This window comes from Methylorubrum rhodesianum, from assembly GCF_014199985.1.
Taxonomy (GTDB): Bacteria; Pseudomonadota; Alphaproteobacteria; order Rhizobiales; family Beijerinckiaceae; genus Methylobacterium; species Methylobacterium rhodesianum.
Genome location: NZ_JACHOS010000005.1, coordinates 156,750 through 179,312 on the forward strand (window position 1 = coordinate 156,750; position 22,563 = coordinate 179,312).

At 68.8% G+C, this 22,563-nt stretch carries 18 protein-coding genes; 11 read left to right on the forward strand and 7 right to left on the reverse strand.

Going from position 1 to position 22,563, the window contains the following annotated elements; all coding sequences use genetic code 11:
• Positions 1–131: 131 nt before the first annotated feature.
• From HNR01_RS09230 to HNR01_RS09240, 3 genes are all read right to left on the reverse strand, one after another.
• The gene (locus tag HNR01_RS09230) at positions 132–1,961 is read right to left on the reverse strand and encodes a hypothetical protein (RefSeq protein ID WP_183667497.1); all 1,830 of its coding nucleotides are present in this window, start codon (positions 1,959–1,961) and stop codon (positions 132–134) included.
• A 778-nt stretch (positions 1,962–2,739) separates the two neighbouring features.
• Entirely contained in the window at positions 2,740–3,591 is an 852-nt protein-coding gene (locus HNR01_RS09235; RefSeq protein WP_017483490.1) for a glycosyltransferase family 2 protein, read from the reverse strand.
• Positions 3,588–5,963, reverse strand: a complete 2,376-nt coding sequence (locus HNR01_RS09240) for a right-handed parallel beta-helix repeat-containing protein (RefSeq protein WP_183667498.1) — start codon at positions 5,961–5,963, stop codon at positions 3,588–3,590. The genes HNR01_RS09235 and HNR01_RS09240 overlap by 4 nt, the downstream gene beginning before the upstream one ends.
• Before the next feature lie 309 nt (positions 5,964–6,272).
• On the opposite strand from HNR01_RS09240, the gene HNR01_RS09245 reads away from it, so the two are divergent.
• Positions 6,273–7,592, forward strand: coding sequence for a lipopolysaccharide biosynthesis protein (locus tag HNR01_RS09245; RefSeq protein ID WP_183667499.1), 1,320 nt, complete (start codon positions 6,273–6,275; stop codon positions 7,590–7,592).
• A gap of 90 nt (positions 7,593–7,682) precedes the next feature.
• Here HNR01_RS09245 and HNR01_RS09250 read toward each other — a convergent pair whose 3' ends face one another.
• From HNR01_RS09250 to HNR01_RS09260, 3 genes are read right to left on the reverse strand one after another with little or no spacing between them, the layout of a single operon-like run.
• Positions 7,683–9,515 (reverse strand): long-chain-acyl-CoA synthetase, encoded by a 1,833-nt coding sequence (locus HNR01_RS09250; RefSeq protein ID WP_183667500.1) that lies wholly within the window; start codon positions 9,513–9,515, stop codon positions 7,683–7,685.
• A gap of 11 nt (positions 9,516–9,526) precedes the next feature.
• Positions 9,527–10,531, reverse strand: coding sequence for a homoserine O-succinyltransferase MetA (gene metA, locus HNR01_RS09255; protein ID WP_183667501.1), 1,005 nt, complete (start codon positions 10,529–10,531; stop codon positions 9,527–9,529).
• A gap of 33 nt (positions 10,532–10,564) precedes the next feature.
• Positions 10,565–11,857: an O-acetylhomoserine aminocarboxypropyltransferase/cysteine synthase family protein gene (locus tag HNR01_RS09260; RefSeq protein WP_183667502.1), complete on the reverse strand. Its 1,293-nt coding sequence runs from the start codon at positions 11,855–11,857 to the stop codon at positions 10,565–10,567.
• A 438-nt stretch (positions 11,858–12,295) separates the two neighbouring features.
• Between HNR01_RS09260 and HNR01_RS09265 the strand changes: the two genes are divergently transcribed.
• Together HNR01_RS09265 and HNR01_RS09270 are read left to right on the forward strand one after the other, a co-directional pair.
• Positions 12,296–12,724: a cupin domain-containing protein gene (locus HNR01_RS09265; RefSeq protein WP_017483496.1), complete on the forward strand. Its 429-nt coding sequence runs from the start codon at positions 12,296–12,298 to the stop codon at positions 12,722–12,724.
• A gap of 70 nt (positions 12,725–12,794) precedes the next feature.
• Positions 12,795–13,664 (forward strand): branched-chain amino acid aminotransferase, encoded by an 870-nt coding sequence (locus HNR01_RS09270; protein WP_183667611.1) that lies wholly within the window; start codon positions 12,795–12,797, stop codon positions 13,662–13,664.
• A gap of 157 nt (positions 13,665–13,821) precedes the next feature.
• On the opposite strand, the gene HNR01_RS09275 is transcribed toward HNR01_RS09270, so the two are convergent.
• Complete coding sequence (locus HNR01_RS09275) at positions 13,822–15,522, reverse strand: thiamine pyrophosphate-binding protein (RefSeq protein WP_183667503.1); 1,701 nt, start codon at positions 15,520–15,522, stop codon at positions 13,822–13,824.
• Between the two features lie 412 nt (positions 15,523–15,934).
• Here HNR01_RS09275 and HNR01_RS09280 point away from each other — a divergent pair, with 412 nt between their 5' ends.
• From HNR01_RS09280 to HNR01_RS09315, 8 genes are all read left to right on the forward strand, one after another.
• Complete coding sequence (locus HNR01_RS09280) at positions 15,935–16,456, forward strand: flavin reductase family protein (protein ID WP_183667504.1); 522 nt, start codon at positions 15,935–15,937, stop codon at positions 16,454–16,456.
• A gap of 184 nt (positions 16,457–16,640) precedes the next feature.
• Entirely contained in the window at positions 16,641–16,910 is a 270-nt protein-coding gene (locus HNR01_RS09285) for a phosphopantetheine-binding protein (protein ID WP_017483500.1), read from the forward strand.
• Between the two features lie 81 nt (positions 16,911–16,991).
• The gene (locus HNR01_RS09290) at positions 16,992–18,194 is read left to right on the forward strand and encodes an acyl-CoA dehydrogenase family protein (RefSeq protein WP_183667505.1); all 1,203 of its coding nucleotides are present in this window, start codon (positions 16,992–16,994) and stop codon (positions 18,192–18,194) included.
• A 39-nt stretch (positions 18,195–18,233) separates the two neighbouring features.
• Positions 18,234–19,166, forward strand: a complete 933-nt coding sequence (locus tag HNR01_RS09295) for an amino acid--[acyl-carrier-protein] ligase (RefSeq protein ID WP_183667506.1) — start codon at positions 18,234–18,236, stop codon at positions 19,164–19,166.
• A gap of 25 nt (positions 19,167–19,191) precedes the next feature.
• Positions 19,192–20,136, forward strand: coding sequence for an alpha/beta hydrolase (locus tag HNR01_RS09300; protein WP_183667507.1), 945 nt, complete (start codon positions 19,192–19,194; stop codon positions 20,134–20,136).
• 10 nt (positions 20,137–20,146) lie between these two features.
• On the forward strand, positions 20,147–20,404 hold the full coding sequence (locus HNR01_RS09305; RefSeq protein WP_017483504.1) for a hypothetical protein: 258 nt from the start codon (positions 20,147–20,149) through the stop codon (positions 20,402–20,404).
• A gap of 5 nt (positions 20,405–20,409) precedes the next feature.
• Positions 20,410–21,771 carry an AMP-binding protein gene (locus HNR01_RS09310; protein WP_017483505.1) on the forward strand — a complete coding sequence of 454 codons (1,362 nt, stop codon included), beginning with the start codon at positions 20,410–20,412 and terminating at the stop codon, positions 21,769–21,771.
• The gene (locus HNR01_RS09315; protein ID WP_017483506.1) at positions 21,768–22,514 is read left to right on the forward strand and encodes an SDR family NAD(P)-dependent oxidoreductase; all 747 of its coding nucleotides are present in this window, start codon (positions 21,768–21,770) and stop codon (positions 22,512–22,514) included. Before HNR01_RS09310 ends, HNR01_RS09315 begins: the two co-directional genes overlap by 4 nt.
• Positions 22,515–22,563: the final 49 nt, after the last annotated feature.

Here is a 22,563-nt window from a genome sequence, read left to right on the forward strand (position 1 = left end):
GAAGCCGGTATCGTCCGACGCCGGCACGGTCGCCGCCGAGGCCGACGAGTGCGGGGCCTCGGTGCAGGAACTCGCCCGTCAGGTGCACGGATCCGCAGGCCTTCCTACGCCTCCGCGACTCGACAACGGGGCTAAATTCCCGCTCCTCCTGATAGCGGCAGAATCCTCTGAGGACGGGCGTCGTTATCGCATTTCTGGACGATAAAGTCTCCGATAATCCGAGCGCCGGATCGTTCGATCACGTCAGGCCTCACGGCTAGATCTTCTGTCCACATGCTGTGACTGTAGGCCCGCTGGAATGTCTGGCCCACGGCGAAGCCGATGGAGCCACCCACGATCGGCGCATAGACAATAAAGATCTTCACGATCAGAGGAACATCGTCGAAACTAAAATCATTGATGAGAGTCACGATACTGGCAAACAAGGCGAGACCCGCTGTCACTCCAGCCTGCTTTATCGAACGCAAATTCGAGATTGGACGTCCATCTCTCGATTTGTCTATATATTTTCCCACATAATAGCCGGTAGCAGCTGGGAGCGTGGCCCATGCGAACGCCATCTCGATCGGCGCCTTGGAAATGTACGTAAAAAATATCTGGATGAGCAAGCAGACCACATAGCAAGACACCAAGCACACGATGTTCTCTGGAATATCCGAACTCTGCCTCGGGGAGCGGCGCCGCGCATAGAAGCGTTTCACGGCGAGCGCAACAACAACCGCAATTGTATGGAGCGTCGCAGCCATGATCGCCCAGACAAACACTTGTCGTGGACCGGCAGGAATAAGAACACTGAGGTCTCCCAGATCGCCTCCCGTCCAGATGTGAGCGATTGTTCCATAAACTGCACTCGGGATCGAAGTTGCCAGCAGCACAAGAAGCGCCACCTTGAATATCGACTCCCAATGCCATCGGGGGACATCGACAACTCGAACACCAAATCCAAGATTTTTTAGGATTTGGTCGATACTTTCCGATCGCCTTTCATTTGCAAAGACGGCCAGAGAACAAAGCCTGCAAAATCTCAACTTCAAAGCCTTAACTTCAGATATGAATTTTCGCCTCTGAATGAGGAGGTCCTGCATCTCAGGATCGTCCGTATGCTCCATGAGATATTCATCGACATTGTCGATTGATGCCGGAAGAAGCCTGTCTTGGTTTTTGGAATATCTGAAGAGGTGATCTCGCATGTCGTCGACGCGATGACTGGCCTCTTCGACATCGGACTGCAGTACATTCTGCAAAACAGGGATTTGATTGGCAAGAATATAGTCTTTAACGACCTCGCGGATGCATCGCAATTCGAACCAGGAACTCTCGAGCGAACCTATTTCACGCCCGGCGATGACTTCCCGAAAATGATGCGTCCTTATGCTCGCAAATATATCATCGCTTATTGCCTGAGAAGGTTTATATTTTGCTTCGAGCAAATATTGAGCTGTATTTTCGACGCCGTCAGGCACATTTGCACTTTTATGCAGCGTGCGAAGAATAAATCCATCAAGTTGTTTTAGGACAGGAAATGAGGTTAGGAGTCCCGTCAGTAAAAACAAGGCCCAAACAGCGCGCTCTCGCATTGCCGCAGGAACGTGCTCCGCTTTGAAATTAGAACCTCCGACATACTGTCCGATCACGCTTGTAAATTCACGAGAAAATGTCACTAGTATGAAGACGATTTGCAATATCAAAATGTATCTAAACATATATCTCCAGTATTGTGATATTGTGGTTGTATACATTGGCGGCACAAGGCCATTTATTTTCGATATTGTAGGATCGATTGATGATGACCGATCCCCTGTATCGGCGTTGCCGCCAAGGGCATAGTTTGGCGTGTTGAAATGGTAGCGGCCCCAAAAATAAAGGGTTACCAGACCAATCACGATGATCCAGTAATCGAAAAATGCCGCTTGGATTAATGGCCAATAATTTTCCTGAGCGGGAACGTTCGAATTGCTCATGGACGCCTCCCCAACCCCAAACCAGACGATGTCCGAGCGGTCCGTCGAAGCGATTCACAGTCAATACACTCAATCCTGCAGTGTCAATTTAAATTTGTTACCATCCGTTACTCCGTTGCACCAGAAAAACGAAGTTTTGGAGACCGGGCGCGAAAAAGCCAAGCTTTCGGCATCCGGGACTGCTTGCAGCAGCAACTCTCTATGCAGCAGCTGTCGCGAGAGCCCTTCGCCGGCCCAAATCTCCCGCCGGGTGCTTTGATTTCATGCTTCTCCGTTCAATACCCATAATAATATAATGCTTACTGGGCACGATTCGCATATAGTAGCCAGTCTATGGCACAAATTTTCCATGAGACAAACGTTGCCGCGACCTGACCAGTTCGGTCTCGCTCATAGTTCGAACTGGCATGTCGGTCCGATCAATATGAGAATCCGATGACGGCGGTGGTAGCAACCGCTGACGCGCTGGCGTCGGCGAGTTTTGAGTGACGGGTGATGATGCAGAGGACATCCTGAGGGCGAGAGAAGGTGGCTCGTTGCACGAGCGCTCGCCGTCACGGCTGTTGTGGTCGCAAATCCGGCACGTGCGGCTGAGCGACCGGGAACGATGGGGCCCATGCTCCTCTCCCGCAGATGGACGCGTAGTCCGTCGAAATCGACGCCTTCGTCGGCGGTCGATTGGCGCGCATAGCTTGGGGTCTTGGCGCGCCGACCTGGGAGGATCCCTACCTCACGGGCGCCGCCGGCCTTCGCCGCGACGATTCCGGGGCGGCCGGCGCTATCCCCGCAGCCGCGCGACCGCCAGCTTGCGCACCCGGCTGGCGTAGAACGAGACGAGGCCGCGCTGGGCATGGTCGCCGGGGGTGCGCAGGACGAGCCCGGGATCGACCAGCATCCGCCGGCCCGTGGCGGCAGCGATGCGGCGGTTGAAGGTGAGGTGCTCGCAGCGCGCGTAAACCTCGTCGCGATAGGATCCGAGGCGGTAATCGGCGCCGCGGTAGAGCGTCAGGCCGTTGAAGGCCGAGAGGCAGGTCGTCTCGCGCTCGCGCGTCAGCGCGCTCTGGGCCGGGTAGATCGTGTCGGCGAAGAAGCGGTAGTAGCCCAGCGCCCCGCGGCGGTGGCGGGCGATATCGTCGAGCAGGTGCTCGTAGCTCACCGCCTCGTCCTCGTAGGCGAGCAGGTCGTAGTAGTGCGGGCGCGACGCCGCCGAGACCGCGAACAGACCCGGCCGCTCCAGCTTCGACAGGGCCGTCAGGACGGCGTCCGCCCCGGGTGGGCAGGCCATGACATTGTCGATATCGGCGACGCAGACGAAGGCCGGCGGCGGCCCCTGCGCGTCGAGGACCTGCTTGAGGTGCTCGCGCCCGAGCGCCATCCGCGCCAGCCGGCCCGGCGTCCCGGCCATGAAGCCGGTGGGAACGTGGCGCAGCTCGCCCCGCGCCTGCGCCGCCGCGAGCAGCGCCCCGGTGCCGTCGCGCGAATCGTTCTCGCCGACGAAGGCATGGCAATCGAGCCCCGCCGCCCGCAGCGAGGCCAGGAAGCGCAGGAAGGCCGGTAGGGTGGCGGCGCAGTTGCGCGCCAGGGCCAGCACCGCGATGTCGGGCCGCTCCTCGTTCACCGGGTCGTTCATCGGGCAGCTTCCTTCGAGGTCTTGGATGTGCTCTCGGGCGGCGCGGTCCGCCCCGCGTTCCGGCAGGCGCAGGGGGGTTGAGCCGCGATCTCGCGCTGCGGATCGAGCGGGAGGGTCCGGTTGAGGCTCCAGAGCGTGCCGGCACAGTTCTTGGCATCCCACCACGGATTGGCCCGGCCGGTGCGGGCGCGCCAATCGACGCTGTTGGCGCTCACCGTGACCGTGTGGCAGGGCTCCGCGTACTGGTTCCAGACCGAGATGCCGACATTGGTGAAGGCTTGGGGCCGGGCGATCACGACGTTGCCGGCGATCGTCATGTGATCTCCGCTGGCCACCGCGATCCCGTACTGGCCCGGATCGATCAGGAGGTTGTCGCGCGCCTCGAGATAGCCGCCGCCGCCGTCGCCGAGCATGATGCCGCCGCCGGACTGGCTCGGGCCGCCGCCGACAAGACGGTTGCGGCTGACCAGGATCGGTGAGCCGGGCTCGCCGCGCGACCGGAACAGGCTGATCGCGTCCTCGGGCACGCCGCGACCGGGCTCGTTCTCGCCGATGTTGCAACTGATGCCGTTGCCGGGCCCCGTCACCTTGTCGAACTGCACGAACTGGCCGGCGGGAATCGGCCCCCGCACGTTGCGCACGCTGTTGCAGCGAACCTCGATACCCGTGGAGGAGAGGGCGCGGATGCCCGAGAGGGCGTTCTCGATCGTATTCTCCTCGATGCGAACGCCGTCGCTGCCCTCGACATAGATCCCGACATCCCCGGTATCGCGGATGGTGAGGTTGCGGATCGTCACGTTGCGCCCGTGTTCGATCCGCACGCCTTCGCCGCCGCAGGGCCCGAGGTCGAGATTCTCGATCGTGCGGTCGGAAATCTCGCTCAGGACCAGACAGGGGCCGGACGGGTTGCTGAGGCTGCGTCGGGCCTCCGCCGCGCGGCCATCCTCCGCGCGCGCCGGGGCGGCGGACCAGGGAGCGAGGAGCGCGAAGGCGACGAGCGCACTCAAAACGCTTCCTCGTGCTCCTCGCAACGAGGCTCCGCGCCGGCGTCCGGGCCGCGACGGCGTGTCGGGCGGGAGGGGCTCGGCCTGCGTCCGGAAGATCATCGCGGCGCCGATGCCGATGCCGATCAGCGTCCAGAACGGCACCGCCAGCATCGGCCCTTCCAGGGCGACGTCGAAGCTCGCATCGATGACGATCGAGGCGACGTAGCAGGCGATGAACAGGAAGAAGCTCTCCCATCGCCGCTCGCCGAGCCGGCGCGCCCGCCAGAAGGCGGCGAGCATCGCCGCCATCCAGACGGCGCAGGTCAGAAGCCACAGGGTGAGGCCCGGCACGCCGGCGCGGGCGAGGTAGGTCATGTGGATGCTGTGCGGGCTGCGCAGGGTCGGCCCGCCGTTCTCGAGCCCGACCACGTATCCGTCGGTCTCGGCGAGGTTCGGCCCGAAGCCCTTGCCGGTCCAGAAGTATGGTCCGTGCACCGTGTAGCCGACGATGCTGTTCCACCAGCGCAGCCGCCACTGCTTGGTGTCGTCGAGGTTGCCGCCGCTGCTCGGCGCGACGATGCTGACGATGTTGTTCACCACCGCCGCGGCGCTGACGGGCCGGTCGCTGTTGGGCAGTTCCACCTCGACATCGAGGGCGGCGGCGGCGCCGAGAAGGCCCGCACCGAGGATCAGCGTCGCCGCCAGTCGCCGCCACTGGCCGATCGCCACGAGGGCGAGACAGACCGGCACCGCGATCGCCAGCATGGAGCCGCGGTTCTGCGCGGCGGCCAGAACCGCGCCCAGGCCGGCGAAGGCGAACCAGCCCGGCCCGACCCGCACGAGGCCGACCAGCGCCAGGACGATGGCTCCCGCCAGATGGGCCGAGAGCTCGCCCGCCCGCGCCGCGAAGAAGGGGACGTCGCCGAGGATGAAGGCGATGATCGCGAACGGGATCACTACGCGGGCGAGCCAGCGGAACATCCGCAGGAGCACACCGAGCCGCCGCGGATCGTCGAGCAGGAGGGCGATCAGGACGAAGGCGTAGCCGCCGTAGAGCGCGACCGCGCCGTCGCGCAGGGCATCGACCTTGTATTCGCGCAGGCCGGCGAGTGTCCGCAGCAGCACCCAGCCCATCAGCGCGGCGACGCAGAGCGCGGGTGCGGTGGCGAGGCCGGCGGCGAGGTTGAGCCCCGTCCGGACCCGGAACACCGCGAGCAGCCCCAACAGGAAAAGCAATTCGCCGGCATAGAGCGGTGGCAGGCCGAGATAGGCGAAGCTCTTGCCGAAGATCATGTATCCGGCGAACGCGATGCCGAGCGCGGCCAGAAACAGTTCGGCGAGGCGGCTCTCCCGCGGCAGAGCGTGGACGGTCGTCGTCGTCGCCATCAGCCCTCGCCCGTCGGAAGGTGCACGTCGACCGCCGCTCACCGGTCCGGTCGGGCGGCGAGCCTTGCGGAGGGAAGCCTTGCGGAGGGAAGTCCCGAGACGGGAATCTCGCGGGCAGGGCGCCTCCTGACAATCGGGGCCGGCAGCGCATCGGGAGCGGGCCGGCCCGTACTTCGGACGTACCCCGAAGGATCGAGGATTTCCCGCCGCACCTCCCGATGTCCGCGTGGTGCCGGCGCACGCCTCGTCTAGGGTCGCCGGGCCATTCCCCCGGCCGCCCTCATCACCTTGCCATCACCCGGACACAGCATGCCCGCCCTTCCGCGCGACCTCCGTGCCCTGGCCGGCACCTGCCGCTCGGCGATCGGGCGCATGGTCGTCGGGCGCGGTGCGGCCGGGCCGGCGCTCTCGTTGGCGGATCAGGCGCTGGTGAGCGCGTGCAACTTCGCCACCACCATCGTGCTGGCACATGCCCTCGGCCTCGAGGCGTTCGGCCTGTTCTCGACGGCCTGGATCGTGGTGCTGCTCACCGTCAGCCTGCAGCTCGGCCTCGTCGTCTGCCCGATGATCAGCATCGGGCCGGGCCTGCCGGGCGAGGCGGGGCAGAGCTACTACGCCATCGTGCTCGTCCACGAGGCCGCCTTCCTGGCGCTCGCCGGCAGCGCCGTCGCGGTCGGGCTCGCCCTGGCCTTCGGCGACTGGGCGCTCGCGTTCGCGGCGGGCGCGGCCTGCGCCGCCCATCTCGCCCAGGACTTTTCGCGCCGCTACCTGTTCGCCCGCGGCCGGCCGCCGGTGGTGCTCGGCATCGACGCGCTCAACCAGGGGGTCAAGCTGGCGCTACTGGTGCTGCTCGCGCGCAGCGACATGCTCTCGCCGGCCCGCGCCCTGGAGGTCGTCGCCGCCTCGGCCGTCCTGTCCTGTGTCTGCGCGATCCCGTTCCGCGGGCGGCTGGCATGGCGGGCCGGCGAATTCGGCGCGGCGAGCCGGCGGCAATGGCAGTCCGGCCGCTGGCTGGTTCTGACCGGGCTGATGCAGTGGCTGAGCGGCTACGCGGGTCTCCTCATCGCCGGAGCGCTGCTCGGCGTGACGCTGATCGGCGTGCTGCGGGCGGCGCAGAGTATCCTCGGCGTCCTCAACCTGATCCGCGACGCCCTGGAGAACACCGTTCCGCCCATCGCCGGCCGGGCGCTGGCATCGCGCGGCCTCGACGGCCTGCGAGCGGTCATCGGCGTCACCGCCGCGATCGGCTTCGTCGGGGGCCTCAGCTTCACGGCGCTGCTGGCGCTCACCGGCAAGAGCCTGCTCGCCGTGGCCTTCGGACCCGACATGGCCGCCTATGCCTGGGTCGTGACGTGGTACTCGCTGCTGTTTCCGGTCTCATTGGTCTCGTTCGCGCAGATCTGCGCCTTCCGCGCCCTGGAGCGGACCGGCGCGGTCTTCGCCGCCACGGCCGCGGCGGCGGCGCTCAACCTCGCTCTCGTCTATCCGGCGGTGCGCTGGTTCGGCATCCAAGGCTTGCTCAGCGTCGCGATCACGGCGGAGGTGCTGGTCTGCCTCGTCCTCGCCGGGCTGCTGCGCCGGACGCTCAGAGCCCCATCGCTGCCGCTGGGCCGGCTGCAGCCCGCCTGACCGCGGCAGCCCTCCAGCCGGGACTCTGCCAGAACCGGCGGAAGGATCCGTCTTCTCTCGCCACCCCGGCTCGGGCAGCGCCGCACCGGGTCACAGCCGCAGCCGACCTCCGGCAATCTGCCCGTACAGTGCAGCGTCGATCCGGCGGTAGGCGCCGTCGCTGTCGATGTAGAGCGGGTCGTCGGTCCGTTCCGGATCGAAGCCCTCCTCGGCCAGCGCGCCCTTCTTCTGCTTGAAGGTCTCGGTGTGGCCGAGTTCCGCGCACAGGCGCAGGAACAGCGGCCGGGCATAGGCCGGCAGCCGGGTCGTCATCGCGGCGTGCAGATGCGCGAGGTCGAAACCGGGCTCGACCGAGAGGGCCGCCATGCCGGCCCGGCCCTCCGTCCCCGGCACGGCGACGCCGTAGACGTTGGCCTCGCGCACGCCCGCGACCCGGTGAAGCGCCTCGGCGACCTCCGTGGTGGCGACGTTCTCGCCCTTCCAGCGGAAGGTGTCGCCGATCCGGTCGACGAAGGTGAAGAAGCCCTGCGCGTCCCGGCGCATCAGATCGCCGGTGCGCATCCAGGCGTCACCGGGCTCGATTACGTCGCGCAGCACCTTGCGCGCGCTCTCGGCGGCGCTCGTATAGCCCTCGAAGGTGTATTCCGCCCTGTCCGAGAGCCGGCCGAGGAGCTCGCCCGCCTCGCCGAACTCGGTCGGGATGCATCGGCCCCGGGCATCGCGGGCGGGCAGACCCGTGGCCGCGTCGTGGCGCACGATCAGGGCCGGCGAGCGCCGGGCCATGAAGGGCGGCACGCGTCCCACCGCTCCGACCTTCCCCTCGACGTTGTAGAGCGAGAGCGTGCCCTCGGTCGCGGCGTAGAATTCGAGGATGCGGGGGATCGCGAAGCGCGCCTGGAACGCCTCCCAGACCTCGGGGCGCATCCCGTTGCCGGTGCAGAGCCGCAGGCGGTGCCGAGCCTCGGCCGGATCGGGGGCGGCGAGCGTCAGGTAGCGGCACAGCTCGCCGATATACTGGAACAGGGTCGCGCCGCTCTCGCCGACATCGGCCCAGAACCGGCTGGCGGAGAACTTCTCGCGGATGACGACCGATCCGCCGCCGAGCAGCACCGAGCCCGGCGCCACCACGCCGCCGACGCTGTGATAGAGCGGCAGGCAATCGTACATGCGGTCGTCGGGCGTCGGGTCGATCAGCCCGGCGAACCAATGGGTCCACATCATCACCCGGTGGTGGCTCACCCGCGCGGCCTTCGGCAGGCCGGTCGTGCCGGAGGTGTAGATCAGCAGCGCCGGATCGCGCAGCGTGACGGACGGCGCCTCGTCGGGCCCAAGCGGATCCTCGCCGAAATCCGCAGACGCCGCGGCCAGCGACGCCTGCGCGGCCGGGTCCTGCCACACGATCTCCGGTTGCTCGGCGAGGTGGGGCAGGGCGGATGCCAGGACTTCGGCAAGGTCCGCGGCGGCGATGATCAGGCGGGGCGCGGCCACCGCGAGGCAGTGGGCGAGGCCGCTGCCGCGCAGGTTGGTGTTGAGCAGCGCCACGCAGACGCCGACGCGGGTGAGCCCGAGCCAGACCGCGAGATAATCCGGGCAGTTCCGCATCAGGAGGGCGACCGTTTCGCCCTTGGCGAGCCCGCGCGCCAGTGCCCAGCGGGCGTAGCGGTTGCGGCGGGCGGCGAGCGCCGAATGGCTCAGGGTCTCGTCCCCGCCGATCAGGGCCGGCGCGCCGGGGTGCTCGGCGGCGACGGTATCGAGCACGAGCGGGAAGATGCGCTGCGGATGCGCGTCGATCCGCGCCGTCCGGGCAAGCGCCCCGAGCCAGCCGGCGGTGGAGGAGGCGCGGGCCGCCGGGACCGCGCCGTCGGGCTCCCGCTCCTCGGCGCGCGGATCGGGCGGGGACGGGGCGGGGAACGACTGGTCCACGTCTGTGCTCCTCACGCGGCGAGCGCGGCGCGGGCCGAGGCGAACGCGAGCCAATTGCGGAACAGACCGGCGGCTCCCTCCTGCCAGCCGGCGAGCCGGGGTGGCGTCTCGGCCATCGTCGGGAAGTCGGCGTGCAGGGCGGAGGACCTGTAGGCCCGTGCCGTCGCGGCGAAGGCGTCGAGATGCCGGACCGATTGGTCGGTGTAGTAGTTCTCCGGCAGGGCCGGACAGGTCTCGCGCTCGCCGTCGAGAAAGCGGCCCATATCGCGCCGATACTCGCGGGCAAGGGTGTCGCCCTCATATTCCGGGTGGCCCTGGAGGAAGACCATCGGGGCGCTGCCCGCCCTTTCCCGGATGAACAGGTCGACGCCGACGGCGTCCGAGCGGCGCAGGATGCGGTAACCGCGCGCCGTCAGCTCCGCCTCGGGCAGGTCGTTCCAGCGCGAATGCGGCACCGGCACGCTCGCCGGCATCCCCGCCAGCAGCGGGTGGTCGGCGACCGCCGCGCAGGCATAGACACCGGAATGCTTCGCCGGGAGCGGACGACGCTCGATGTGATCGAGGTGCAGCACGGCGGCATGGGCGGCGAGACACGAGAACAGGGTCGGGACCGCGTTCGACGCCGCCCAATCCACCACTGCCGTGAGCGCCGAAAAGAACGGTTCGTCGGCAAGCTGCCGGGCTCGCGGCTCGGCGCCGGTGACGACGAGGGCGTCGAGGCCGGCGCCCGCCAGCGCGCCTTCCGTCGCGTAGAAGCGGTCGAGATGGGCGCGGGCCAGCGGGCCGCGCGGCACCGTCTCGAGGCTGAACAGGCGCAGATCGACACCGGAGCCGATCAGGCGCCGGAACTGCCGCTCCGTCTGCACCAGAGCCGAGTCGGGCATGTTGTTGAGGAGGCCGACACGCAGGACCGGCGCCACGCGGGCCGGCTCGGACCAGGAGGCGGCAGACCCGCCGAGATCCAGCGTCACCGCGGGCAGGTTCGCCGGCAGGATCGAGGGGCCGTGGTCCAGCATGGCGGATCTCCTCCGGATACGGTGTCGGAAGGGTCAGGCCGCAAGCGCGGCCGGGACGACCGCCGCGAGCGCCTGGTCGAGGTCCTCAAGGATGTCGTCGATGTGCTCGATGCCGACGCTGAGCCGGATCGTCTCCGGCAGCACGCCGGCGATCCGCTGCTCGTCGCGGGTCATCTGACGGTGCGTGGTCGAGGCGGGATGGCAGGCCAGCGATTTCGCGTCGCCGATATTGACGAGGCGCTTCACCAGCTTGAGCGCGTCGTAGAACGCCTTGCCGCCCTCGAATCCGCCCGCGACGCCGAAGGTGAGGAGCGAGGAGCCCTCGCCGCGCAGGTACTTTCGTGCCATCGCGTGGTTCGGGCTGTCGTGGAAGCCGGCATAGTTCACCCAGGCGATCCGGGGGTGCGCCCGCAGGTGCTCGGCGACCTTGCGCGCGTTCTCGACGTGGCGCTCCACTCGAAGCACCACCGTCTCGATGCCCTGGAGCAGCAGGAAGGCGGACATCGCCGGCAGCACCGCGCCGGTGGTGCGCTGGTAGACGCTGCGCGCCCGCGCCGCGAAGGCACCGGGGCCGAAATGATCGGCGTAGATGAGGCCGTGATAGGAAGCGTCCGGCCGGGTGAACATCGGAAAGCGGTCGGCCTGCGCCGTCCAGTCGAAGCGTCCGGAATCGACGATGATACCGCCGAGCGTGGTGCCGTGGCCGCCCATGAACTTGGTGAGCGAGGCGAGAACGATGTCGGCCCCGTAATCGATCGGCCGCATCAGGATCGGGGTCGGCACGGTGTTGTCGACCACGAGCGGCACGCCGTGGGCGTGGGCCACCGCCGCCAGCGCCTCGATATCGCAGATGTTGCCGGCGGGGTTGCCGATCGACTCGCAGTAGACGGCGCGGGTCTCGCCATCGATCAGCGCGGCGATGTCCTCGGCCCGGTCGCTCGCGGCGAAGCGGCAGGTGATGCCCTGGCGCGGCAGGACGTGGGCGAGGAGCGTGTGCGTCGTGCCGTAGAGCTGCGGCACCGAGACGATGTTGCCGCCGTGGTCGGCGAGCGTCGCGATGGCGTAGTGCAGGGCCGCCTGTCCCGAGGCGACGGCGAGCGCCGCATGCCCGCCCTCCAGCTCCGCCACCCGGCGTTCCAGCACCGCGACGGTGGGGTTGGCGATCCGGCTGTAGCGGAAACCTTCCTCCTCCAGGTTGAACAGGGCGGCGCCGTGGTCGGCGCTGTCGAAGGCATAGGCCACGCTCTGGTAGATCGGCACCGCGACCGCATGCGTCGCCGGGTCGTGCTCGAAGCCGGCATGAAGGGCGATCGTTTCGCTGCGCATGTCTTGAAGCCGTCCCGAAACCGCGGAGTCGAAGCCTCAGGCGCAAGGCCGGGACCACGCTGTTCCGTGCCGGAACGGGATGACCGGAGCCGGCCCTGTACCGGGCATCGGCTCGGCGACGATCGAGATCCGCCTCTCCGGACGGTGAGGGAAAGCGGCCTCAGGCCCGCGGTTGCGGCGGCGTTCCACCGCCCCAACCGGCGGCAAGACCCCTCTCCACCGCCCGTCCCGAAATGGATCAGGCGTGCCAATTCGGATCTATTCTGCCGAATATTCTAATTCGTGAGAACTCAGCAATCATCAATCCCGCACCCGTTAGTCATGTTGCAAGGATCGACTTGTGACCCGGCCACGATCGTGCTTCGGATCGTTTGAACGCCAGCGGGTCTCACCCGAGCACCAGCCCCACACAGCGAGGATGACGTGGCGACCACAGCGATGATTCCCTCCGTGACCTCGGGCGAGCTGCGCTCCGCGCCGATCGAGCCGAGCTGGATCCACGAGGGCCGGCCGATGGCCCGAAACACGATGCTCTCGCGCAGCGCCGACGGCATGGCCTGGACGCTGGTCTGGGACTGCACCGCCGGCCGGTTCGAGTGGCACTACGACATCGACGAGACGATTCACTTCATCGAAGGCTCGGCCACGATCAGCGACGGCATCTCGCCACCCAAGACCTTCAGGGCCGGAGACGTGCTGTTCATCCCCCGCGGCGCCGTCTGCCACTGGCATGTCGAAAGCTACGTGCGGAAGGTCGCCTTCTGCCGGAAGACGCAGCCGAGGGTCGTCGCGCTCGCCCTGCGCGCCGCCGGCAGGGCCAAACGGATGCTGAGCCGCCACGCGGGCGGGCAATTGGAAGCCGCCTGAGGCAGGTTTTCACGGAGGCTCGGCTGCGATGACGACACCGGACCACGTCCCCTCGACGCCCGATCCCTCGATGCCCGCCGACCCGCCGCCCGACACTTGGACGTTCTTCGAGGGCGCGTGGCACCCCGGCAATGTCCGGATCATGGGGCCGCGCACCCACGGTGCGTGGCTCGGCTCGACGGTGTTCGACGGCGCCCGCGCCTTCGAGGGCGTCACGCCCGATCTCGACCTGCACCTCGCCCGGGTGAACCGCTCCGCCAGCGCCCTCGGGCTGACGCCCAAGGTCGCGCTCGAGGAATGGGCTCGCCTCGTCGCCGAGGGACTGGCGCGCTTCGCGCCGGAGGCCGAACTCTACATCCGGCCGATGTACTGGGCCGAGAGCGGGTTCGCCGGCGGCGTCCGCTTCGATCCTGCTTCCACCAACTGGTGCCTGTCGCTCTACACCGCCCCGATGCCGCTGCCCTCCGGCATCAAGGCCACGCTCTCGCCGTTCCGACGACCCTCGATCGAGGTGGCGCCGGTCGATGCCAAGGCGGGCTGCCTCTATCCGAACGGGGCGCGGGCGCTCACCGAGGCGCTGTCGCGCGGCTTCGCCAATTGCCTGATGCTCGACGGGCTCGGCAACGTCGCGGAATTCGCCAACGCCAACGCCTTCTTCGCCCGGGACGGCGTGGTCTACACGCCGGTTCCGAACGGGACATTCCTGGCCGGCATCACCCGCGCCCGCGTCATCGCGCTCCTGCGCGGGGCCGGCGTCGAGGTGGTGGAGAAGACGTTGCGCTACGAGGACTTTTTGGGCGCCGACGAGGTCTTCACCGCCGGAAATTTCGCCAAGGTCGCCCCCGTCACCGGGCTCGACGACATGCGCTTCGAGCCGGGACCGGTGTTCCGGCAGGCGCGGCAACTATACTGGGATTTCGCGCACGGGCGGCTGGCGTAGAACGCACCGGCAAGCGTCCCCTTCGCGGGGGAGGGCACCTGCGGGGCAGGTGGGAGAGAGGGGTCGGCTCAGGTCATTCCGGAAGCGGCGCTCCCCTCACCCGACCCCTTCGGTGCCACCCTCTCCCACAGAGGGGAGAGGGGTTTTGCCCCCGCGCTCACGTCCCCGCCAGCGCCCGCTCACGGATCGCCGTGAGGCTCATGCTCGGCGCGATCGCGTCGACCGACATCTTCACGTGGATGATCGCCGGGCGCCGCGCCGCCAGGGCGTCGCACAGTGCTGCCGGAAAATCCTCCGTGCGCTCCACGGTGAAGCCGACGCCGCCGAAGGCGCGGGCATAGGCGGCGAAATCCGGGTTCACGAGGTCGGTGGCAAGGACGCGGCCGGGAAAATCCCGCTCCTGATGCATGCGGATCGTGCCGTAGCTCGCGTTGTCGGCGACGATGCAGACGATGTTCAGGCCGTACTGCACGGCTGTCGCGAACTCCTGCCCGTTCATCAGGAAGTCGCCGTCCCCGTTGACCGAGATCACGGTACGGTCGGGGAAGACCCGCTTCATCGCGACCGCCGCGGGGACGCCGTAACCCATCGAGCCCGAGGTCGGCGCCATGTGGGTGGCCTGCCGCCGGAAGCGGTAGAAGCGGTGGATCCAGGCCGCGTAATTGCCCGCGCCGTTGCACAGGATCGCATCCGCCGGCAACGCATCGCGCAAATGCACCATCACCACCCCGAGATTGACCGGGCCGGGCTGCGGCGTCGGCACGTCCGACCACGCCAGGTACTCGGCATGCGCCGCCCGCGTCGCCGCCGACCACGGCAGACCCGCCGGCGGTTCGAAACGCGCCAGCGCCGCCGCCATCCGAACCGGTGAGGCGGTGATGCCGAGATGGGGCACGTAGACCCGGCCGAGTTCCTCCGGTCCCGGATGGATGTGGACGAGCCGGGTGCGGGGCGCGGGGATGTCGAGGAGCGAATAGGTCTGGCTCGCGACCTCGCCGAGGCGGCCGCCGAGCACGATCATCAGGTCGGCGGCCCTGGCACGGGCCACGAGCTTCGGATTGGCGGCAAGCCCGAGATCGCCGGCGTAGTTCGGGTGCAGCGGATCGAACAGCGGCAGCCGGCGGTAGCTCGTGGCGACCGGCAGATCGAAAGCCTCCGCGAAGCGGCGGATCTCGGTATAGGCCTGCTCGCTCCAGCGGCTGCCGCCGAGGACGAGGAACGGATTTCGGGCCTCCGCCAGCAGGGCGGCGAGGCGCTCCAGATCCTCCGCGCCCGGCGCCGCCTCGACCGGCTCGAAGGACGGCGCCAGAGGGCCCTCGGACGCATCCTTCAGCATGTCCTTGGGCAGCGCCATCACCACCGGGCCCGGCCGCCCGCCGGTGGCGGTATGGAAGGCGCGGGAGACGTATTCCGGCACCCGCGCGCCGGTCTCGATCTCTGTGGCCCATTTCGCGATCGGCCCGAAGGCGGCGCGGTAATCGACCTCCTGCCACGCCTCGCGGTCGCGTAGACCGCGCTCGATCTGCCCGACGAACAGGATCATCGGCGTCGAATCCTGCTGGGCGATATGGATGCCGGCGGACGCGTTGGTGGCGCCGGGTCCGCGAGTGACGAAGCAGATACCGGGGCGCCCCGTGGCCTTGCCATGGGCCTCCGCCATCATCGCCGCGCCGCCCTCCTGGCGGCAGACGGTGAGCGCGATGCCCGAGTCGTAGAGCGCGTCGAGCACCGGCAGGTAGCTCTCGCCGGGCACCGCGAAGACGTGGGTGACGCCGTTGGCCGCGAGTTGATCCACCAGCGCCTGGGCGGCGGTCCGCCCGCTGCGTCGGGCAGGGAGGGCTTCTCGGCTCTGGGACATCGGCGGGATCTCGCTGGACGGCAGGACGCGTCCCGGTTCGGGACCGTCCCCCGGCTCATCCTCCGGTCCGTACCGGAACTGAACAGTTTCCGGCCGATCCGGCCGGGCCCTGGACTTGCACAGATGAGCCGCAAGGACAGGCAACGACATAGAGATGAACCGATAACGTCCGGTTTCGGAGTGCTTCGCAAACCTCACGGTCGCCGATCGTCCCGCACTCGGGCGCGGCAGGACCGGGGGTTTGCCGGAGACACCCAGCCGGACCGGAACGGACAGGTTTCGCGAAGACCGATTTCAGTTCGTCGAACGGATTGCGACCCATGATTGCGCGCCGGAGATCACCGATATCCCGCCTTTCGGCCGGACGATGGACCGTCCGCGCGCCAGCCCCCCTCGCCGCAGAGCGCGCGTGATGGCCGCCGCCGCCCTGCTCCCCCCGCTCTCCGCGGACGGCACACTCCTCAGGCAGGCGATGCGCCGCCTCGTGGGCGGCGTTGTCGTCGTCACCGCCGGCATCGGTGAGGACCGGATCGGCCTGACCGCAACCTCGGCCGCCTCCCTCTCCATCGATCCGCCGACCATGCTGGTCTGCGTCAACCGCAGCACCTCGACCTGGCCGGTCATCGCCCGGAGGCGGCACTTCTGCGTCAGCATTCTCGGCGAAGGGCAGCGGGCGATCGCCGAGCGCTTCGCCGGCATCGGCGGGCACCGGGGCGCCGCCCGCTATCTCGGCGCGGACTGGACGGTCATGGCATCGGGCGCCTCGGGACTCACCGAGGCCCAGGCCATCATCGATTGCGCCCTCGAAGAGGTCATCGAGCGGCACAGCCACGCCATTCTCCTCGGCGCGGTTCGCGAGGTGCGGCTGAATCAGGCGGAGCAGCCTGCCCTGGCCTATGGCGCCGGTCGCTTCATCGGGATCCCGCCGGACTGAACAAGTTTCGGCAAGTCCGTCGATAATTGATCTATAATAGACTCAAATTAACCATTGACACAACCGTCACAAATATTTGCTTTCAATTAGCATCTTATAATAGTAATTGTCAGACAACACCACAACGATACCGAAAAATACCGAAAGCCGATCCAGTCAGAGCAGACCGAGGGGATACGACGTCATGACCCAAGCGCTGTCAGTCAGCGTCGCGGATCGCACCATGAGCCTCGCGCACGCGATCGCCGCCCGCCACGCGATCAAGCCGGACTTCGACAAGGCGGACGCCTTGGTCGATGTCGGTCTCTCCTCGCTCGATCTCGTCAACCTGATGGTCGCGGTCGAGGCCGAGTTCGACATCATGATTCCGCCGGCGAGCCTGACGCCGAAGAACTTCTACTCGATCGAGACCATCGCCCGGATGGTCGAGAGCGTGCGCGGCCTGAACGCCTGAACGGCGCGCGCACCGCGCCGCCTCACGAACACCCCTGACGTGCCGCCGGCCCGGCCGGCTTCAGTTCTACGGAGCCCCGCCATGACCATGCAGCCCACGCCCCGGCCGGACGGACTCGCCGACGGTGCCGCCGACCTCCTGACCCGTGCGAGCACCGCCGCCGCGACCGCCGCCGCCCATGCCGAGGCCGTGGACCGTGACGGACGCTTCCCCGAGGAAGCCGTCGCCGCCCTGCGCTCGCAACGCCTGCTGGGCGCGGCCGTGCCGATCGCATTCGGCGGGGAGGGCGCCTCGGTGCGCACGCTCGCCGAGATCGCCTACCGGCTGGGCCGAGCCTGCGCCTCCTCGGCGATGATCTTCGCCATGCACCAGACCAAGGTCGCCTGCCTGATCCGGCACGGACGCGGCGAGCCCTGGCAGGACGGGCTGCTGCGTCGCATCGCCGACGAGCAGCTCCTGATGGCCTCCTCGACGACCGAGGGCCAGGGCGGCGGCAATGTCCGCTCCTCCGCCGCCGCCATCGAGGCCGACGGCGCGGCGGTCACCCTGGAACGGGCCGCCACCGTGATCTCCTACGGCGCCCAGGCCGACGGCGTCGTCACCGTCGCCCGCCGCTCGCCCGAGGCCGGGCCGTCCGACCAGGTGCTCTGCGTCTTCCTCAAGGAGGATTACACCCTGGAGCGCCTGAGCGGCTGGGAGACGCTCGGCATGCGCGGCACGTGCAGCAGCGGCTTCCGCCTCAAGGCGCGCGGGCTGCCTCAGCAGGTGCTCGCCGCCCGCTACGGTGACATCCACAACCAGACCATGACGCCGGTCTCGCACATCCTGTGGTCGAGCGCCTGGGCCGGGATCGGCGCTTCCGCCGTCGACCGCGCACAGGCCTTCACCCGCACGGCGATGCGCGGCGCCGGCGGCGTCGCCCCGCCCGGCGCGCTGCACTATGCCCGGGCCGTCTCCAGCCTGAAACAGGCCCGCGCTCTGATCACGCAGGCGCTCGACACCTTCGAGGGCGCCGAGGGTGACCCGGCCGCGCTCGCCGGCCTCGACGTGCAGACCGCGCTGACGATGCTCAAGGTCGAGGTCTCGGAACTCGCCGTCGCCACGGTGTCGAGCGCGCTGCGCGCCACCGGGCTGGCCGGCTATCGCCAGGATGGCGACTTCAGCGTCGGCCGGGCGCTGCGCGACATCCTCTCGGCGCCGATCATGATCCACAACGACCGGATCGTGGCCAACCTCGCCACCGCGACGCTGATGTCCCCCGTCGCCGCCTCGCTCGGCGCCTGACACCGGCGCCTGCTCTCCCGCACGAAGGACTTGCCCGCCATGAACATGCCCGTGATGAACGCGCCGGCCTCGCCCCCCGCGACGGACCCGCTCGACGCCCTGTTCGACGTGATGTTCAAGCCGATGAACGCGCAAGGGGTCTATGCCCGCACTGGCGCCTACGAGGCGGTGGTGGAGGCGCTCTCCGCCTTCATCTCGGCCCGGCGCGAGGACGGCACCGAGGTGTTCCGCTTCCCGCCGGTGATGAGCCGGGCGCATCTGGAGCGGCACGGCTATCTCAAGAGCTTCCCGAACCTGCTCGGCTGCGTCTCCTGCCTCGACGGGACCGAGACGGAGATCCGCAGTTCGGCCGACAAGCATCTCGCCGGCGGCGACTGGACCGCGGACCTGCAGACCGCCGACCTCGTGCTGACGCCGGCCGCCTGCTACCCGGTCTACCCGATCGCCGCCGCCCGCGGCGCGGTGCCGGCCACCGGCTACCGTTTCGACGTTGCCTGCGACTGCTTCCGCCGCGAGCCGTCGCGCCACCTCGACCGGCTGCAATCCTTCCGGATGCGCGAATACGTCCGGATCGGCACGCCGGAGCAGATCGTCGCCTTCCGCGAGAGCTGGATCGAGACCGCCACCGCCATGGCCGACACGCTCGGGCTTCCCTACACGGTCGAGACCGCGAGCGACCCGTTCTTCGGTCGCCTCGGCCAGATCATGGCCTTCAGCCAGCTCGAACAGGCGCTGAAGTTCGAGTTGCTGATCCCGCTCCGGGGCGCGGCCGCCGGCACCGCCTGCATGAGCTTCAACTATCACCGCGAGCATTTCGGCACGACCTGGGGGCTGAACCTCGAGGACGGCGAGCCCGCGCATACCGGCTGCGTCGCCTTCGGCATGGACCGCCTCGCGGTGGCCCTGTTCGCGACCCACGGCGGCAGCATCGACGCGTGGCCGGCCTCGGTCCGCTCGGCGCTCAAGCTCTGACCCGCGAAGCGCCGGGAGCCGTCCGATGCCGCTCGATCCGCATGTCAGCCGCTTCCTCGACATGATGGCGCTCGGACGCGCGGACGGCCTCACCCTCGACGGCCGCCGGGGGGCGATCCGCGGGCTCGCGCGTCTCGCCGGGTTGACGGCGGAGGGCGTGGGGAGCTGCGATCTCGTCCTGCCGGGCCCGACCGGGCCGCTCGCCGCGCGGCTCTACGCGCCGGAGGGCTGCGAGGGCGGTCCCGGCCTGGTCTACCTGCACGGCGGCGGGCTGGTGACCGGCGACCTCGACACCCATGACGGGATCTGCCGGGTTCTGGCCGCCGCCGGCTCGTTCCGCGTCGTCTCGATCGATTACCGGCTCGCGCCGGAACACCCGTTCCCGGCCGCCCTCGACGATGCGCTGGCGGCGACGGATTGGGTCGCCGCGCATGCGAACGAAGTCGGGATCGATCCCGCCCGGCTCGGGATCGGCGGCGATTCCGCCGGCGCGGGGCTCGCGGCACGGGTGTGTCAGGAGCGGCGCGGCGGCGCGATCCGGGCGCAGCTCCTGATCTGTCCGGTACTCGACGTGCACGGCGCCCGCGCCTCGCGCCGCGACTTCGCCCGCGGCTACCTCCTCGACGAGGCGACGATCCAGGGCGATCTCGCCGCCTGCGGTCCTGCGGCCGCCGCGCCCTCGCCCCGGCTCTCGCCCCTGCGGGAGGCGGACCTCACCGGCCTGCCGCCGGCCCGCATCCACACGGCGGAATTCGACCCCGTCCGCGACGAGGGCGCGGCCTATGTCGAGCGCCTCGAGCGGGCGGGCGTCGGGTCCGCGCATACGTGCCACGGCGGCATGATCCACTTCTTCTACGGCCTCGGGCGGCTCGTGCCGCGCGGCCAACCGATCCTGTCGGCCATCGCCCGCGACTTCGGCGAATGCCTTCGCGGCGCCTCCACCCGCCCCATCCTTCCTGCCCACCCCTGAGGAGTGCCCCATGTCCCTGCGTTCCACCGTCTTCGCCGAGATCGCCGCCATCGCCGCCGAGCAGGAGAAGCGGATGCCGCCGATCACCGACGACCTCGTGATGCTCGACACCGAGTTCGATTCGCTCTGCTTCGCCCTGCTGGTGGCGCGGATGGAGGATCTCACCGGCGCCGATCCGTTCGGCGAGATGGACGCCTCCGACCTGCCGGTGACGGTGGGCGACCTCGTCGCCCTCTACGACCGCGCCGCGACCCGACTGGCGGCCTGACCGCGATGATCCTGCGCGAGAGACTTCTGGCGGCGGGCGGTCTCGACGGCCTGTTCCTGTCCGACCACCGCAGCGAACGGGATCTCGCCGGGATCGTCTCCGGCGGGCGCGACGCGACCGTCACCGCGGCCCTTACCGGCCGCCGGGTGCTGCTCGCCGTCGGTGGGCAGATGGCGGCGGCCCGCGCCATGATCGCGCTGGACGGCCTCGCCGCCCGGCTCGCCCTGGTCCCGCCGAAGCTCGCGCCGGAGCATATCGCCCGGATCGCGTCCGACGCGGAGGCCGAGATCTGCGTGACCGACGCCGAGGGGGTGCCCCCCGGCGCACTGCCGGGCCTGCCCCGCATCGACGCCGAAGACGTCTTTCGCGCGGGTTCGGCGTCATCGCGCGAGACGGAATGGGCTCTGGCCACCTCCGGGACGACCGGGGCCCCGAAGCTCGTCGCCCACACCCTCGAAGGGCTGGCCGGCGGCATCAACACCGCCGCGACCCCGGAAGCGGGCACGGTGTGGAGCACCTTCTACGACATTCGCCGCTACGGCGGGCTGCAGGTCTTCCTGCGGGCGATGCTGGGCCCGTCCTCGCTCGTGCTGTCCGAGGCGAGCGAGCCGGTGCGGGACTATCTGATCCGCGTCGGCGAACGGCACGTCACCCACATCCTCGGCACGCCCTCCCACTGGCGCCTCGCGCTGATGAGCGCGGCGCTCGACCGGCTGAACCCCCGCTACGTGCGGCTCTCCGGCGAGATCGCCGACCAGACTGTCCTCGATGCCCTGCGCATCGCCTTCCCGCAGGCGCGCATCGCCCACGCCTACGCCTCGACCGAGGGCGGGGTCGGCTTCACCGTCGAAGACGGGCAGGAGGGTTTCCCGGCGACCCTGATCGGGTCGCGCTCGGGGATCGAGATCACCGTGCGTGACGACAGCCTGTTCGTGCGCTCCTCCCGAACCGGGCGGCGCTATCTCGGCGAGGCGCCGGAGACGCTGATCGCCGCCGACGGCTTCATCGATACCGGCGATCTCGTGGAGCGGAGGGGGGAGCGCTACCACTTCCTCGGCCGGCGCAGCGGCGTGATCAATGTCGGCGGCGCCAAGGTGCAGCCGGAGGAGGTCGAGACCGTCATCAACGTCTTTCCCGGCGTGTCGATGTCCCGCGTGCGCGCCCGGCCGAACCCGATCCTCGGCGCCGTGGTCGAGGCGGAGGTGGTGCTGTGCGCCGAGGCCGACGCGGACCTGGCGGCGCTCAAGAAGGCGATCATCGCCCATTGCCGCCCGAGGCTCGCGGGCCACAAGGTGCCGGCGAGCGTGAAGTTCGTCGACGCGCTGCCGATCACCGCGGGCGGCAAGCTGGTGCGGAGGGGCGCGTGAGCGACGATCTCAAATCCGGACGCCTTGTCGTCGTCACGGGAGCGAGCCGCGGGCTCGGCCTCGCCACGGCGAGCACCCTCGCCGCCGACGGGTTTCGCGTGGTGGCGCTCGCCCGGCGTTCGAGCGAGGCGCTGGAGGCGGCGCAAGGGGCCGCCGGCACCGGCCGGATCGAGTTCATGGCCGCCGATCTCGGCGAGATCGACGCGCTCCAGCGGCTCGCTCAGAGGATCCGGGCCGAGCACGGGCCGGTCTACGGCCTCGTCAACAACGCGGCCCTCGGCACGCCCGGCCTGCTCACGACGATGCCGGCAAGCAAGATCGCCGAACTCGTCCATCTCAACACTCTCGCGCCGATGGTGCTGACCAAGTATCTCGCCCGCGGAATGATGACGGCCGGCGCCGGCCGCATCGTCAACGTCAGCTCGATCATCGCGTTTACCGGCTACAACGCGCTCTCGGTCTACGCCGCCACCAAGGCCTCGATGATCGGCTTCACCAAGTCGCTGGCGCGCGAGGTCGGGCGCCTCGGGGTGACGGTGAACGCGGTGGCGCCGGGCTTCATCGAGACGGCGATGACCGGCGAGATGGACGAGGCCGAGCGCGGGCGGGTGGCCAATCGCAGCGCCCTCAAGCGGCTGGCCGAGCCGCAGGATGTGGCCGACGCCGTCGCCTACCTGATGTCCGACCGGGCCCGCAACGTCACCGGGACGGTGCTCACCATCGATGCCGGAAGCACTGCGTGAGGTGCGCCGCGGGGCCGTGCCGCCTCGTTCCGCGAGACGGGGCGGCAAC

Bases quoted from the DNA above. Each gene is read 5' to 3' on its own strand.
- HNR01_RS09230 (WP_183667497.1), bottom strand. From the start codon at position 1,961: ATGAGCAATTCGAACGTTCCCGCTCAGGAAAATTATTGGCCATTAATC.
- HNR01_RS09235 (WP_017483490.1), bottom strand. From the start codon at position 3,591: ATGAACGACCCGGTGAACGAGGAGCGGCCCGACATCGCGGTGCTGGCC.
- HNR01_RS09240 (WP_183667498.1), bottom strand. From the start codon at position 5,963: ATGGCGACGACGACGACCGTCCACGCTCTGCCGCGGGAGAGCCGCCTC.
- HNR01_RS09245 (WP_183667499.1), top strand. From the start codon at position 6,273: ATGCCCGCCCTTCCGCGCGACCTCCGTGCCCTGGCCGGCACCTGCCGC.
- metA (WP_183667501.1), bottom strand. From the start codon at position 10,531: ATGCTGGACCACGGCCCCTCGATCCTGCCGGCGAACCTGCCCGCGGTG.
- HNR01_RS09260 (WP_183667502.1), bottom strand. From the start codon at position 11,857: ATGCGCAGCGAAACGATCGCCCTTCATGCCGGCTTCGAGCACGACCCG.
- HNR01_RS09265 (WP_017483496.1), top strand. From the start codon at position 12,296: ATGATTCCCTCCGTGACCTCGGGCGAGCTGCGCTCCGCGCCGATCGAG.
- HNR01_RS09270 (WP_183667611.1), top strand. From the start codon at position 12,795: ATGCCCGCCGACCCGCCGCCCGACACTTGGACGTTCTTCGAGGGCGCG.
- HNR01_RS09275 (WP_183667503.1), bottom strand. From the start codon at position 15,522: ATGTCCCAGAGCCGAGAAGCCCTCCCTGCCCGACGCAGCGGGCGGACC.
- HNR01_RS09280 (WP_183667504.1), top strand. From the start codon at position 15,935: ATGGCCGCCGCCGCCCTGCTCCCCCCGCTCTCCGCGGACGGCACACTC.
- HNR01_RS09285 (WP_017483500.1), top strand. From the start codon at position 16,641: ATGACCCAAGCGCTGTCAGTCAGCGTCGCGGATCGCACCATGAGCCTC.
- HNR01_RS09290 (WP_183667505.1), top strand. From the start codon at position 16,992: ATGACCATGCAGCCCACGCCCCGGCCGGACGGACTCGCCGACGGTGCC.
- HNR01_RS09295 (WP_183667506.1), top strand. From the start codon at position 18,234: ATGAACATGCCCGTGATGAACGCGCCGGCCTCGCCCCCCGCGACGGAC.
- HNR01_RS09300 (WP_183667507.1), top strand. From the start codon at position 19,192: ATGCCGCTCGATCCGCATGTCAGCCGCTTCCTCGACATGATGGCGCTC.
- HNR01_RS09305 (WP_017483504.1), top strand. From the start codon at position 20,147: ATGTCCCTGCGTTCCACCGTCTTCGCCGAGATCGCCGCCATCGCCGCC.
- HNR01_RS09310 (WP_017483505.1), top strand. From the start codon at position 20,410: ATGATCCTGCGCGAGAGACTTCTGGCGGCGGGCGGTCTCGACGGCCTG.